This window comes from Helicobacter pullorum NCTC 12824, assembly GCF_017979475.1.
In the GTDB taxonomy this organism is placed as follows: domain Bacteria; phylum Campylobacterota; class Campylobacteria; order Campylobacterales; family Helicobacteraceae; genus Helicobacter_D; species Helicobacter_D pullorum.
Genome location: NZ_JAERIT010000001.1, coordinates 164,867 through 178,967 on the forward strand (window position 1 = coordinate 164,867; position 14,101 = coordinate 178,967).

Here is a 14,101-nt window from a genome sequence, read left to right on the forward strand (position 1 = left end):
GGGAAGTATGCACAATTATGCATGGAAAGATTGTTAGATATTTGAGTAACAATGGCAAAGGGGTTGTGATTAATTCCTCTAAAATGCTTTTTGAATTTACCAAAGAAACTTGGCATGATAAAAAGGTAATCCCTATGGTGGGAATGTATGTAGAGTTTCGTTGCGATGAATACCAAAAAATCACAAGTTGTAAGGCTTCAAAATTTCAAGATTTCAAAAAAGAGTATCTTGTTACTGAAATGGATTTTTGGAAAAATGAAAGTGATGAGAAATTAGAAGCACTGCAAAGCAATAAAAGGGATTATATTGTGCAAAATATTTATAAAACTACACAATATGATAATCTCCAAAATATCCCATTGACTTTAGAAGTTGTCCAAATCATTGAAAGGTATTTTTATCAAGAGATTTTGGCTATTACTTTTTTGAATAATCTCTCTTTGCCTAAAGAGCCGGTTTTGTATGATTATGTGCATTTTAAGCGTTTTGGGCAGAAGGCATTAGATAGCTTGCTTTATAATGATAAAACAATTTCTAAAGATGAATTTATTGATGAATTAAATGTGATTGCGCGTTTAGAATCTGCTTATAATGATTTTGAGCATTATAGCCATTTAAATATCAAGAATATTTTTGAGAAACATTTTTTGGCACAACAATGCCATTTTCAAGCATTGCTTATAGCGATTGACAAAGCAAAAAATAGCCAAAATTATTATCTTAGGCGAATTGAATTTCTAAGAGGACAGATTTTGTTGCTGGATAAAAGAATCCAAAATAAAAATGAAGTAGAAAAAAGCCTAGCCAAAAAAGAAAGATTCCAAGAAGAGTTAAAAAGTCTTTTGCAAGATAGCACAAAAGCTGTAACAAGATATTCAAAATTGGAGATTCTAAGGCGAGATTTTGAAGAGAAATATTATAAAATCTTTGAGGTTTTATTTTGGCAGTTTTACCAAAGAATCTGCAAAAGAGTCAAAGAAGGCTTAGATGTTTGCATTACACATTTAGATGATAAGATTTTTTTAAAATCTCTACATTCTTTGGCATACCAAAAAAATTATTTTAAATCTTTGCAAAATGATAGAGCGCCTACTATTTTGTATTATATGGAGCAGTATTTAGAGCATTTGAACAAAGAAAGATTAAACGAGGCAGATTCATTGCTTTATTGCCATGTAGAAAAAATCAAAAAAGAGCATTGCAAATATTTTTTGATTGTTACTTCCGATGAAAAAGAGGTTTTGTGGCTGAAGCTTAAGCTACTTTTGCAAAGCAAGTTTTATTCGGTAAAAGTTGCGTATAAGCAAATAGTGTATTTTCACTTGCTTAGAGAGTATCAATTTGAAAAGATTTATATTGATGGGCAAAATTTGTGGAAAGATATCAAGGGCATCATCGAAGATGTAAAATCTCTCAAAAATAATGCCAAAACACCACTTGTTTTGATTTCCCCTAAAGATAAGGAAAATCGTTTTGGTTTTTTTGAATAGGCATAGAGGGTTTATGCTATAATCTCAAGTTTATTTTAATAAGTGATTGATTGACAATGGAAAAAGCAACAAAAAAACAAATGGTAAATAGTGGGTTTGGGATTTTTGGATTCAAAAAGAAAGTATTAGATGGGATTAGGGAAGTGGGATTTAGAGAGCCAAGTCCGATTCAAAAAGAAGTGATTCCAATAATTTTGGATGGACTTGATGTTATCGCTCAAGCACAGACAGGGACAGGCAAGACAGCAGCATTTGCGTTGCCTCTTGTAAATGGATTAAAACACAATGGAAGTATTGAAGCATTAGTGATTGCGCCAACAAGAGAGCTTGTGATGCAAATTGGAGATGAGATTTTTAAGCTTGGGAAATATAACAAAGTGCGGACAGTTTCGCTTTTTGGCGGACAACCTATTCAGCGTCAAGTTGAGCTTTTGGCTAAAAAACCACAAATTATTATTGCTACTCCGGGTAGATTATTAGATCATCTAAGAAATGGGCGTTTAAAGAAATTTGCCCCTCAAATAGTGGTTTTAGATGAATCAGATGAAATGCTTGATATGGGATTTTTAGACGATATTGAAGAGATTTTTAGCTATTTGCCAAGTGAGCGTCAAACTTTGCTTTTTTCTGCAACAATGCCAACGCCCATTAAACATTTAGCGCAAAAAATATTGCACAATCCAAAATTAGTCAAAATTACCCCTAGTGATACAACCAATCAAGATATTTCTCAGCGTTATTATATTATCAATGAACAAGAGCGTGAAGATGCGATTGTGCGTTTAATTGATAGTGAAATGCCTACCAAAGCCATTATTTTTACGCGTATGAAGAAGGAAGCGGATTTATTGTGCGAGAGGCTTGTAGATAGGGGCTATAAAGCTGGGGCTTTGCATGGGGATATGGAGCAAAGAGAGCGTCAAAAATCCATCAAGGCTTTTAAGGATTCAAGTGTTAATATTTTGGTAGCAACAGATATTGCAGCACGCGGATTAGATATTAGCGGAGTGAGCCATGTTTTTAATTTTCATATCCCTTTAAATCCCGAATCGTATGTGCATCGTATAGGCAGGACGGGCAGAGCAGGCAAAAAAGGGGTGGCTATCACATTAGCAACACCTTTGGAGTTTAAAGAATTGCGAAGAATCAAAGAAAACACTAAGGCAAAAATCGAGCTTTATGAGATTCCTAATTTGCAAGATACATTAGATAAAAAAGATGGGAATCTATTAGAAAAAATTGTGAAATACGAAATTACAGATGAGGCATTGCGAGTTTATGAGCAAATACGCGCGAATATCGATATTACTCAATTAGTTTGTAAATTGCTTTCTATGGTTTTGCAAGATAATAAAGTATTAGGACCTAATAAAATTGGTTTAGATAAAGAGGATTTGTATCATTTCAAAAAGCAATTACAAGAAAATGATAAAAGAAGAACAAAAGAAACTAAGAAAATATCCAGTAAAACCAACAATGCTTCTCCAAAAAAGCGAAGCAATGGGCATAGAAACAATAAAGATTCTAAAAACAAACGAGATTCTAGAGCAAAAAATTCTAAGAGGAGATAAAATGGAATTTCAACCTTATCCTTTTGAAAAACTCAATGTGCTTATTAAAGATATTCCCACAAAAGAGGGCAGAATCTCACTGACAATCGGTGAGCCACAATTCCAAACGCCAGATTTTATTTCCAAAGCACTTTGTCAAAATGTATCATTGCTCAATAAATACCCCAAAACAGCAGGCGAGGTAGAGCTTGGAGAGGCATTGCGTGGATTTGTCCAAAGAAGGTTTGGGGTGAGTTTAAGAGAAGATGAAATGGTTTCTACTTTTGGGACAAGAGAAGTGCTGTTTAATTTTCCACAATTTTATCTTTTTGACAAAGAATCCCCAACTATGAGCTATCCAAATCCTTTTTATCAAATCTATGAAGGGGCGGCGATTGCATCAAGGGCGCGAGTTATCCATATGAATCTAACCAAAGAAAACAACTTTAAGCCAAGCTTGGGTGTTAAAGAAATGCAAGAATGCGATTTGGTGATTTTAAATTCCCCTAATAATCCAACTGGCAGCACTTTGGATTTAGAAGAGCTAAAACAATGGGTAAAATGGGCTTTGGAATATAATTTTGTTCTTTTAAATGATGAATGTTATAGCGAGATTTATACGCAAAATAAGCCTTTTTCTATTTTGCAAGCTAGTATAGAAGCAGGAAATAAGGATTTCAAAAATATTTTAGCACTCAATTCCATCTCCAAACGCTCTAGTGCCCCCGGGCTTAGAAGTGGATTTATAGCGGGAGATAAAGAGATTTTAAAGGGGTATGCAAAATATCGCACTTATGTAGGTTGTGCTTCGCCACTTCCTTTGCAAAAAGCTGCCATAGAAGCGTGGAGTGATGATTCACACACAGAATATTCAAGGGCTCAATATGCAGAGAATCTGCATTTAGCACAAGAAATTTTGGGTATAGAAGTGCCCAAAGAGACTTTTTATGTGTGGCTTTTTGTGGGAGATGATTTAGAATTTACAAAAAAACTTTTAAAAGAAGAAAATATTTTGGTGTTACCCGGTAGTTTTCTCTCTCGCAATAATGGCATAAATCCCGGAAGTGGTTATGTGAGATTGGCATTAGTGTATGAAAAAGAAGTGATAAAAGACGCTCTTTTGAGGATTAAAAAGTGGTTTTAAAATCCTTTGGCTCTGTTCATTTTATAGGGATTGGCGGGATTGGAATTTCTGCTCTTGCTAAATTTTTGTTTGCACAAGGCATCAAGATAAGTGGTTCAGATATGGCTGAAGGGTGCATTACTAAAGAATTGCAAAGTATGGGGATTTTAATTCATATTCCTCATTGTAAAGAGGCAATCAAAAATCCAGATTTGGTAATCCATTCTGCAATTATTAAGGATTCAAATATAGAGGTGCAAGAAGCCAAAAAGAAGGGAATACCTGTGCTTTCTCGCAAAGAGGCTTTGCCTTTGATTTTGGCAAACAAACAAGTTTATGCGGTTGCAGGCGCTCATGGCAAAAGCACAACGACTGCAATTTTGAGTGCAATTTTGCAGGATTGCAGTGCCTTAATTGGGGCAGAGAGCAAAGAATTTGGTTCTAACACTCGTGCATTAAAGTCAGAAAAAATAGTTTTTGAGGCAGATGAATCAGATAAGAGCTTTTTGGAATGTAATCCTTATTGTGCGATTGTGACAAATGCAGAGCCAGAACATATGGAGACTTATGGGCATAATTTGGATAAATTTTATCAAGCTTATAAGGATTTTTTGGCTTTGGCGCAATATCGAATCATCAATGCAGAAGACGCTTTTTTGGCAAAAGTTGATTTGGAGTGCGTGAGACTCTATCCTTCAAAAGATATTAGTGAGATTGAGTATTTTTTGGATAACAACAATCCAAAGACGCGATTTAGGCTGAAAAACAATCATAGAGATTTGGGGGTTTTTGAGGTTTATGGGCTTGGGGAGCATATCGCTCTTGATGCCTCACTGGCGATTTTGGCAGCATTAGAGTGTATGGAGCTAGAGGAAATTAGGCAAAATATCCAAAAATTTTGTGGCATTAAAAAGCGTTTTGATATTTTGAGTGATGATGAATGTGTGATTATTGATGATTATGCACATCATCCCACAGAGATTGCAGCGACTTTGAAATCACTTAGGAAATATCAAGAATTAATCGGGAAAAGTAGCCTGTGCGTAATTTGGCAGCCTCATAAATATTCAAGAGTGCGTGATAATTTAAAAGAGTTTGTCGAGTGTTTTGAAGGCGTTGATAGGCTTGTGATATTGCCTGTTTATGCTGCTGGAGAAGCAAAGGTGGAGATTGATTTTAGGAATCTTTTTGCAAAATATAATCCCATTTTTGCGGATTTTGTTAAGAGAGAAAAAGATTCTTTAGGCATTTATCAAGGCACTCAAAGAATTGCTAAAATCAAAGATGGGATTATAGTGGGCTTTAATGCTGGGAATCTGACTTATCAATTAAGAGGTGAAATTTAATGGTGCAATATTGGTTGATTATTATTGCGGCTGTTTTGGTGTTATTTTTTGTGGTGCAACTCTTAGCGCAATATCAAATTATTCATAAAAAAAGCAAAATATTTTTGGGAATTGTTTTGCTTTTGATTGCTGTTGGAATTGGGATTTTTACTGCTATGCAGGACAAACAAGATGTCAAAATGACTAATCTTGCACAGCTTTTTTTGCAAGGTAAAGAGCTAATTTGCATTGTGGGAATAGAAAAATTAGAAGTTAGCAAAGAAACTTTTAATTTTATTAGCGGCACTTTAACTTTGGTTGGTAGAGAAGATAGTCCTTATTTTAGGAAGACAATCCCTCTAAAGGCATGCGATATTAAAGAATGAAAGAATTAATTAGAAAATTAGATTTAGAGGAATTTCTAAAAAGCTATGAGGGGTTTTTGGCACGCCCAAAAGAATTATTTTTGGAGGGCGATAGCAAAACGCATTTAAAATTTATTAGCGAATTAGAAAAGATTATTTTCACTCCGCCAAAAGAAGTGAAAAATCTAGATTCTGCCCTAGCATTATTGAAAAAATTTGGATATTTAAAATTAGATGAAATTTTTGAATTTGTTAAAATCATTCGTTATTTTAATTACTTAAAAACGCTCAAAATTGAAGGGATTTTGTGGGATTGGATAGATGGGATTAGGATTCCTGAAGCGATTTTGGAGGTGGCAAAATCTTTTGGGGAAAATGGAGAAATCAAAAAAGGAATCTATTTGGAGCTAGATTCTATTACAGAGAGTTTGGAGGGCGTAAAAAGAGAGATTTCACAGCAATTAAATTATATTTTAAATCAAAATAAACTAACCTCTTATCTTGTGGATAGACAAATTCATCTCATTAATGATGAGGAATGTTTGTTGCTCAAAGCAGGGTTTCATCATGTACTAAAAGGGCAGATTCTTAATCGCTCTAGTGCGGGATTTTTTTATGTCCTTCCTCAAAGTATTGCAAACCTAAAAGACAAAAGCAACGCCTTAAACAACAAAAAAGAAGAGCAGATTTTTCACATTTGTAGAGAGATTTCTGCACTTTTTACAAAGCATTTATTGTTTTTGAAATTTATTAATAGGGAGTTTGATCGTTTTGATTCTTATCAAGCGCGCCTGATGTTTGCAAAATCCAAAAATTTGGAGTTTTTGGCATCTAAATCTGATGACAAAAAGATTGTTTTGAATGAATTTAAACACCCTGCATTAAAGAATCCAAAATCCATTAGTTTGGATTTTAATGGGCAAGTTTTGATGATAACTGGTGTTAATGCTGGTGGAAAAACTATGCTGTTAAAGTCCATTATTAGCGCTGTTTTTCTTGCTAAATATTTAATCCCGCTTCCCATTAATGCTTCTAAATCTAGCATTGCAAGTTTTAAATTTATCCATTTAATTTTAGAGGACCCGCAAAATAGCAAAAATGATATTTCAACCTTTGGGGGTAGAATGTTGCAATTCTCGCAAATTCTAAGTCAAAGAGAGGGGATTATCGGCGTTGATGAAATTGAGCTTGGCACAGATAGTGATGAGGCTGCTAGTTTGTTTAAGGTTTTGTTGGAGAATCTCATAGCAAAAAACAATAAAATCATCATCACCACTCATCACAAACGCCTTGCTGCACTAATGGCTGGGAATTCCAAAGTGCAGTTATTGGCTGCTTTATTTGATGAGAAAAATCAAATACCCACTTTTAGTTTTCTTGATGGCACGATTGGCAAAAGCTATGCCTTTGAAACAGCGGTGCGTTATGGAATCCCAAAAACACTTGTCAATGAAGCAAAGATTCTTTATGGGGAGGATAAAGAAAAATTAAATGAGCTAATTGAAAACTCTTCGCGTTTGGAGATGAAACTTCAAATGCAAATCAAGCAAGCAGAAGTCAAAAATGCAGAATTAGAGCAAAAAATCAATCACCTTAAAGAGCTAGAGGAATCTTTGCAACAATCCTATAAAACAAAAACTAATGAGCTAGAATCTCTCTACCAAAGGGCGATTAATGAGGCTAAAAAAGTAATCAAAATGCAAAATCAAGCCGAGATTCATCGTCAAATGAATGAGGCAAACAAGATTTTAAAAGTTGCTAAATTGCAAGAAAATCAAGAAAAAGTTTCTAAGATTCAAAACTTTGAGGTGGGAAATAGGGTAAAATATCGTCAATCAAGAGGCATTATTGCAAGTATTCAAAAGGATAAGGCAATGGTGTTGCTTGATGATGGAATGAAGCTAAGAGTGCCTTTGGGCGAGCTAAGTTTAAGTGGAAATGCACCAAAGATTCCGCAGGCGGATTTTAAGGTGCAATCGCCAAAAAATGCTAATGTGGTTTTGGATTTACACGGAATGCGTGCTGAGGAAGCATTAGAGAAGCTTGATGAGTTTATCTCAAATAGTTTAATTGCCGGATTTGATGAGGTTTTAATCTATCATGGAATCGGCACAGGTAGGCTTTCAAGCGTGGTTAGGGAATTTTTAGAAAAGCACCCAAAAGTGGTGGAGTTTATGGACGCACCGCCAAAGTCTGGTGGTTTTGGTGCGAAAATCGTGAGATTATAAGTTGTGAAATTAAGGAGTTAAAATGAAAAAGGTTTTGCTTTTGGTGGGGATTATTTTTGTGGCTTTTGTGGCAAGTGGCTGCGAAAAAGCAGATTATCAACACCCTTCACACAGAAGTAGCGGGAAGTAATTTGAAATTCGTATTTAAGATGCCTAGCGAGTGATTTGCAGATTTTTGGAAGCAGTCATTGGTTTGGGTAACTCCCGCCCCTAAAGCTATACAAACAATCACCATGCACTACGCATGGTAATAGCATGTGTGCGAAGCACTCACTCACACCGGAATGGATAATGGTGTAAATTTGTTTGGCAAAATGAAAGGGATTCACCAAGAGAGGCTAAAGGCTGATTCTATAAGTGAAATTACCACTGAAATTAAAAAAGATATTTCAGCTTTGGATAATAATATGCCAAATAGCGGTATGATTCCAAACCATATTTACCAAGCCCAAAAAGAAAAAGCAAAGGATATTTTGTTTGAAATTTTAGAGGAAATAAGGGCATAAAAGAATAAGTTTGTGAAATAAAAGGCTAGAATCTCTACTTCTTAAATCCTTGCAATTTTAAAATGATTTAATAGGAGAGAGATTCTCATAGGGGCTAAAAGAAAATTAGAATCTTTACATTAATAAAATCAATTTAAATTTTTAAATGAATATCGCAGCTTAGATTCTAAGATTTAATTAAATCCAAAGTTTAGACTCCTAGCTCTTTGGCGAGGAATTTTCCCGTATGGCTACCGGTTTTTTTGTATCTTTTAGCAATTCTCTCAGGTGTTCCGCTATCTACGATATTTCCTCCCCCACTTCCCCCTTCAGGTCCTACATCGATGATGAAATCTGCATTTTTAATCATATCTAAATTGTGTTCAATGACAATCACGCTATTGCCCAAATCTGTGAGGTGATGCAAAACTTTCACAAGCCTATCTACATCGGCAAAATGCAACCCCGTAGTAGGCTCATCAAGCACATAAAGTGTTTTGCCGGTATCTTTGCGGCTTAGTTCTTTAGCAAGCTTGATTCTTTGGGCTTCACCGCCACTTAGTGTTGTGGCATTTTGCCCTAGAGTAATGTAACCTAGCCCTACATCCTTAAGTGTTTTTAGTTTTTGATAGATTTTTGGAATCTTAGCAAAAAATTCACAAGCTTCATCGACGCTCATTTCTAATACTTGAGCGATATTTTTGCCTCTGTATTCAACTTCTAAAGTTTGGGCATTATAGCGAGTTCCTTGGCAAGAATCACACTTGACTAAAATATCGGGCAAGAAGTGCATTTCAATTTTGATTTCCCCTTCCCCTTGACATTTTTCACATCTTCCTCCCTTGACATTAAAACTAAAGCGACTAATGTTGTAATTGCGGATTTGTGCTTCTTTGGTTTGGGCAAAAATCTGTCTTATCTCATCCATCGCACCAGTGTAGGTTACAGGATTAGAACGAGGAGTTCGCCCTATTGGGCTTTGGTCAAGATAGATAACTTTATCAAGCTTTTCTAAGCCTACAATTTCTACGCCATCAACTTTTTTGACTTTTTTGCTATTGTTGAGCAATTCTTGTGCGACAGGCAGTAGAGTTTGGAGGATTAGGGAGCTTTTGCCACTTCCACTAACTCCGGTAATGCAAACAAAATTCTTAAGCGGAATCTTAACATTTAGATTGTGAATGTTGTTGATATTGACATTTTTAATTTCTAGCCAATCCTCTTGGTTGCGGCGGATAAAGTATTCAATTTTCTTTGTGCCATTTAGATATTGTGCAGTTTGAGTGTTGCTTGAGAGAAGTTGCGTGAGATTCCCACTAAAGACGACTTCCCCGCCATACTTCCCAGCCCCCGGACCTATATCTACGATGAAATCGGCATGTTCTATCGTTTCTTTGTCGTGTTCTACGACGATAACTGAATTTCCTTTTTGTTGCAAACTTCGCAAGGTTTTAATGAGTTTTAGGGTATCTCTCTCATGTAGTCCGATGCTTGGTTCATCAAGCACATACATTACCCCCGTTAATCCGCTTCCAATTTGACTTGCAATTCTGATTCTCTGTGATTCGCCCCCGCTGATACTGCGCGCATCGCGTCCTAAGCTAAGATAGCCTAATCCCACATCATAAAGGAAATAAAGTCTTTCGCAAATTTCTTTTAGAATCGGTGCGGCAATCATTGCTTGTTGGCTATCAAAATATGCAAAATTCTGCTCATTAGCAAAAAATCCATAGCACTCTTGAATTGGCATATCCAAAATATCCCCGATAGTTTTGTTGGCGACTTTAACAGCTAGGCTTTGTGGAAGTAGTCTATGCCCTTTGCAATCCTCGCAAACTTTCTCGCTCATATAGTCATTTAAGTCTTTGTTGTCCTTAAACATATCATAGGCAATGGCAATAATCCCGCTCCAAGGGCGTTTAAGTTTGGTGCTTTTCCATGTGAATTGTATTTCTTGATTATTTCCATACAAGATAAGTTTCTTTTGGTGTTCTGCTAATTCTTCAAAAGTTTTTTTAGAATCAATTTGATTGGCTTTGCACATTGCTTTAAAAAGCTCATTATAATAACTTTTGTTAAAGCCATAAATGATTTTTATTCCACCAGATTCTAGAGGCAAACTTTTGTCGATAATTTTTTTGGTGTCAATGCTATATCTGATACCTAATCCATCGCATTTCACACAAGCACCTTTGGGGGAGTTGAAAGAAAAGCTAAGTGGCTCTAGGGGTGTGAAAGAAACCTTGCAATCAAAACAAGCAAGATGTTCGCTAAAGTGGATTAACTCGCTTTTGCCCTCGCCTAAAATTTCAATTTCTACTTCGCCATAAGATTCTTTGAGGGCTTTTTCTATGCTTTGTGCGATTCTATCTTTGTTTTCTGGTTTGATAACCACTCTATCTATTACAACTTTTATGGTGTGTTTTTTGGTTTTGGAGAGCTCGATATTTTCATCAAGTCTTGCTAAAACTCCATCAATTTGCACTCTTACATAGCCTTTTTGGCGGAGAGATTCTAGTTTGTCACTAAAGGTGCCCTTTTTTTCGCGGATTAGGGGGGCTAGAATTAGCACTTTGGATTCTTCTGGGATTTTTAGGGCTTGAGCAATGATATCGCTTGCACTCATTTGCGAAATTGGCTTGCCACACAAATGGCAGTGTTGAATCCCAACTCTAGCATAGAGCAGGCGCAAATAATCATAGATTTCTGTAATGGTTCCAACCGTGGAGCGAGGGTTTTTGCTTGTGGTTTTTTGGTCAATGGCAATGGCGGGGGTTAGCCCTTCGATTTTATCGACATCGGGTTTGCCGATTTTGTCTAAAAACTGCCTAGCATAGCTTGAGAGTGATTCGATATATCGCCTTTGCCCTTCTGCATAAAGTGTATCAAAAGCGAGCGTGCTTTTGCCACTTCCGCTAAGCCCAGTTAGAATTACAAGTTTATTTTTTGGAATATTTAGATGAATGTTTTTTAGATTGTTTTCTTTTGCGTTGGTAATAATAATATGGTCTAAAGGGGATATTTTTTGATTCAAAGGTTTTCCTTAACAAAGATAAAATAACCTGTAATTATAGCAAAAATCTCATAAAACGATTTTGCCTTTTTTTGGGGTAACTATTTAAAATATTTTGTTTGAAGTGTCCTTTTTGGAGCCTTTTATGTGATTTTGCAATATATAATTTGTGTGAATTGGCAAAATAAAAGCATAGGATTTTTAGGGGGTTGGGTTAGGTTTGGTTGGTTTAGGTTAATGCTTTTAAGCTCTTGATATTTTATTTTATTAATATCAATAAAGTTTAGCGTATTGTTATAAAGTTTATTGATTTTTTTCAAACTCTTTGTTATAATTGTGCAAAATTTTTATTATTAAAAGGATTGAAAATGGCAAAACATACTTTCCAAACTGAAGTGAATCAATTATTGGATTTGATGATTCATTCGCTTTATTCTAATAAAGAAATCTTTTTGCGTGAGCTTGTGAGCAATGCTTCTGATGCACTAGACAAGCTGCAATATTTGACTTTGACTGATGAGAATCTTAAATCTCTAAGCTTTGAGCCTAAAATTGAAATTAGTTTTGATTCTGAAAAAAATACCCTTACAATTAGTGATAATGGGATTGGTATGAACGAACAAGATTTGATTGAGAATCTAGGAACTATTGCAAAGAGTGGGACGAAAAATTTCCTCTCTAAGCTTAGTGGCGATAAGAAAAAAGATTCTGCACTAATTGGGCAATTTGGGGTAGGGTTTTATTCTGCTTTTATGGTGGCAAGTAAAATCATTGTAACTACCAAAAAAGCAGGAGAAGCACAAGGCTATGCGTGGATTAGTGATGGGAGTGGAGAATTTGAGATTGAAAAATGTGAAAAAGAGGGGCAGGGAAGCGAAATTAAGCTATATTTGAAAGATGACGAAAAAGAATTTACAAGCCGCTGGAGAATTGAGGAAATTATCAAAAAATACTCTGACCACATTCCTTTCCCGATTTTCTTGCATTATACAGAGACAAAAAGTGAGGGTGAAGGGGATTCTAAAAAAGAAATCAAAGAAGAGAAATGTGAGCAAATCAACAAGGCTTCCGCACTTTGGAGAGTGGCAAAAAAAGATTTAAAAGATGAGGAATACAAAGAGTTTTACAAGAATCTAAGTTATGATTCTAATGATCCTTTGGCGTGGATTCATACTAAAGTTGAGGGAAGTTTGGAATACACAACGCTTTTTTATATCCCACAAACCGCACCTTTTGACCTTTATCGCGTAGATTATAAAAGTGGCGTGAAGCTTTATGTCAAGCGCGTATTTATTACTGATGATGACAAAGAACTCTTGCCTTCTTATTTGCGTTTTGTGCGAGGGATTATTGATAGTGAGGATTTGCCACTTAATGTTAGCCGTGAGATTTTGCAGCAAAATAGAATCTTAGCGACAATCAAATCCGCTTCTACAAAGAAAATTATTAGCGAAATTGAAGCATTGCAAAAAGATGAAGAAAAATATGCAAAATTCTACAAAGAATTTGGTAGATGTATCAAAGAAGGTGTTTATAGTGATTTTGAAAACAAAGAAAAATTGCTAGAGCTTTTGAGATTCCAATCTAGCAAAAGTGAGGGCAAAGAAATTTCATTCAAAACTTATAAAGAGCGTATGAAAGAAGGTCAAAAAGCGATTTATTATTTGCAAGGCGAGGATTTAGAATTGCTTAAAAACTCTCCACTTTTGGAAAGCTACCAAAAACAAGAGATAGAAGTGCTATTCTTTGGCGATGAAATTGATGGCTTTGTAATGCCAATGGTTAATGAATTTGATAAAACCCCATTGCGTTCTATCACTTCCAAAGAAGCGCTAGAGGATTTGGGTGGAGAAACCATTAGCGAAGAAACACAACAAAAGTATAAAGCGATTTTAGAGGGCTTTAAAAAGGCATTAGGAGATGAAATCAAAGAAGTGCGTTTGAGCAATAGGCTTGTAGATGCCCCTGCTTGTGTGGTTGCAGATCCTGAAGATCCAAATGCAGCAATGATGAAAATGATGAAGCAAATGGGAGCTATGGGCATGGGAGGAGATATTCCAGAGCCTAAGCCGATTTTAGAACTTAACCCTAACCATACAATTTTAACAAAATTGCTACTTAGCAATGATGAGGCAAAGACAGCTGAAATTGCACATTTGCTTTTAGAGGAAGCAAAACTGCTAGAAGGCGGAAAGCTTAAAGATGTGAATAGTTTTGTAAAAAGATTAAATACACTTTTGGAAAAAACACTTTAGTTTTTAAAGATTCCTTTGGGGAATCTTTGATGTTTTCTTGACTTTTTATACTTTTAAGATTATAATTCTACTCCATTTTTTTATTTTGTCGGGGCGTAGCGCAGTCTGGTTAGCGCACTTGGTTTGGGACCAAGGGGTCGAAGGTTCGAATCCTTTCGCCCCGACCATTTTTATATTTGTGGTGGGCGTAGCTCAGTCGGTTAGAGCATCAGATTGTGGTCCTGAGGGTCGTGGGTTCGATTCCCATCGCCCACCCCACTTTAATTT

At 35.7% G+C, this 14,101-nt stretch carries 9 protein-coding genes and 2 tRNA genes; 10 read left to right on the forward strand and 1 reads right to left on the reverse strand.

Features of this window, described 5'->3' with window-relative positions; translation table 11 throughout:
* Window positions 1-17: 17 nt before the first annotated feature.
* The 7 genes from JJQ98_RS00895 (at window position 18) to JJQ98_RS00925 (ending at window position 8,587) form a co-directional block, all read left to right on the forward strand.
* On the forward strand, window positions 18-1,490 hold the full coding sequence (locus JJQ98_RS00895) for a hypothetical protein (RefSeq protein WP_104745726.1): 1,473 nt from the start codon (window positions 18-20) through the stop codon (window positions 1,488-1,490).
* A 56-nt stretch (window positions 1,491-1,546) separates the two neighbouring features.
* The gene (locus tag JJQ98_RS00900) at window positions 1,547-3,061 is read left to right on the forward strand and encodes a DEAD/DEAH box helicase (protein ID WP_151105001.1); all 1,515 of its coding nucleotides are present in this window, start codon (window positions 1,547-1,549) and stop codon (window positions 3,059-3,061) included.
* A gap of 1 nt (window position 3,062) precedes the next feature.
* Window positions 3,063-4,184 carry a succinyldiaminopimelate transaminase gene (locus JJQ98_RS00905; RefSeq protein ID WP_104745791.1) on the forward strand — a complete coding sequence of 374 codons (1,122 nt, stop codon included), beginning with the start codon at window positions 3,063-3,065 and terminating at the stop codon, window positions 4,182-4,184.
* Window positions 4,175-5,509 (forward strand): UDP-N-acetylmuramate--L-alanine ligase, encoded by a 1,335-nt coding sequence (gene murC / locus JJQ98_RS00910; protein ID WP_151105002.1) that lies wholly within the window; start codon window positions 4,175-4,177, stop codon window positions 5,507-5,509. Before JJQ98_RS00905 ends, murC begins: the two co-directional genes overlap by 10 nt.
* Window positions 5,509-5,874, forward strand: a complete 366-nt coding sequence (locus JJQ98_RS00915) for a hypothetical protein (protein ID WP_005021490.1) — start codon at window positions 5,509-5,511, stop codon at window positions 5,872-5,874. Before murC ends, JJQ98_RS00915 begins: the two co-directional genes overlap by 1 nt.
* On the forward strand, window positions 5,871-8,081 hold the full coding sequence (locus JJQ98_RS00920; protein WP_151105003.1) for an endonuclease MutS2: 2,211 nt from the start codon (window positions 5,871-5,873) through the stop codon (window positions 8,079-8,081). The genes JJQ98_RS00915 and JJQ98_RS00920 overlap by 4 nt, the downstream gene beginning before the upstream one ends.
* Before the next feature lie 257 nt (window positions 8,082-8,338).
* Window positions 8,339-8,587, forward strand: coding sequence for a hypothetical protein (locus JJQ98_RS00925; RefSeq protein ID WP_151105004.1), 249 nt, complete (start codon window positions 8,339-8,341; stop codon window positions 8,585-8,587).
* A 190-nt stretch (window positions 8,588-8,777) separates the two neighbouring features.
* Here JJQ98_RS00925 and uvrA read toward each other — a convergent pair whose 3' ends face one another.
* Window positions 8,778-11,600 carry an excinuclease ABC subunit UvrA gene (uvrA, locus tag JJQ98_RS00930; protein WP_151105005.1) on the reverse strand — a complete coding sequence of 941 codons (2,823 nt, stop codon included), beginning with the start codon at window positions 11,598-11,600 and terminating at the stop codon, window positions 8,778-8,780.
* Between the two features lie 341 nt (window positions 11,601-11,941).
* Here uvrA and htpG point away from each other — a divergent pair, with 341 nt between their 5' ends.
* The 3 genes from htpG to JJQ98_RS00945 all read left to right on the forward strand — a co-directional run bounded on the left by htpG (window position 11,942) and on the right by JJQ98_RS00945 (window position 14,092).
* Entirely contained in the window at window positions 11,942-13,834 is a 1,893-nt protein-coding gene (gene htpG / locus JJQ98_RS00935) for a molecular chaperone HtpG (protein ID WP_179854305.1), read from the forward strand.
* 89 nt (window positions 13,835-13,923) lie between these two features.
* A tRNA-Pro gene (locus JJQ98_RS00940) sits at window positions 13,924-14,001 on the forward strand.
* A gap of 14 nt (window positions 14,002-14,015) precedes the next feature.
* Window positions 14,016-14,092: transfer RNA gene (locus JJQ98_RS00945), tRNA-His, on the forward strand.
* Window positions 14,093-14,101: the final 9 nt, after the last annotated feature.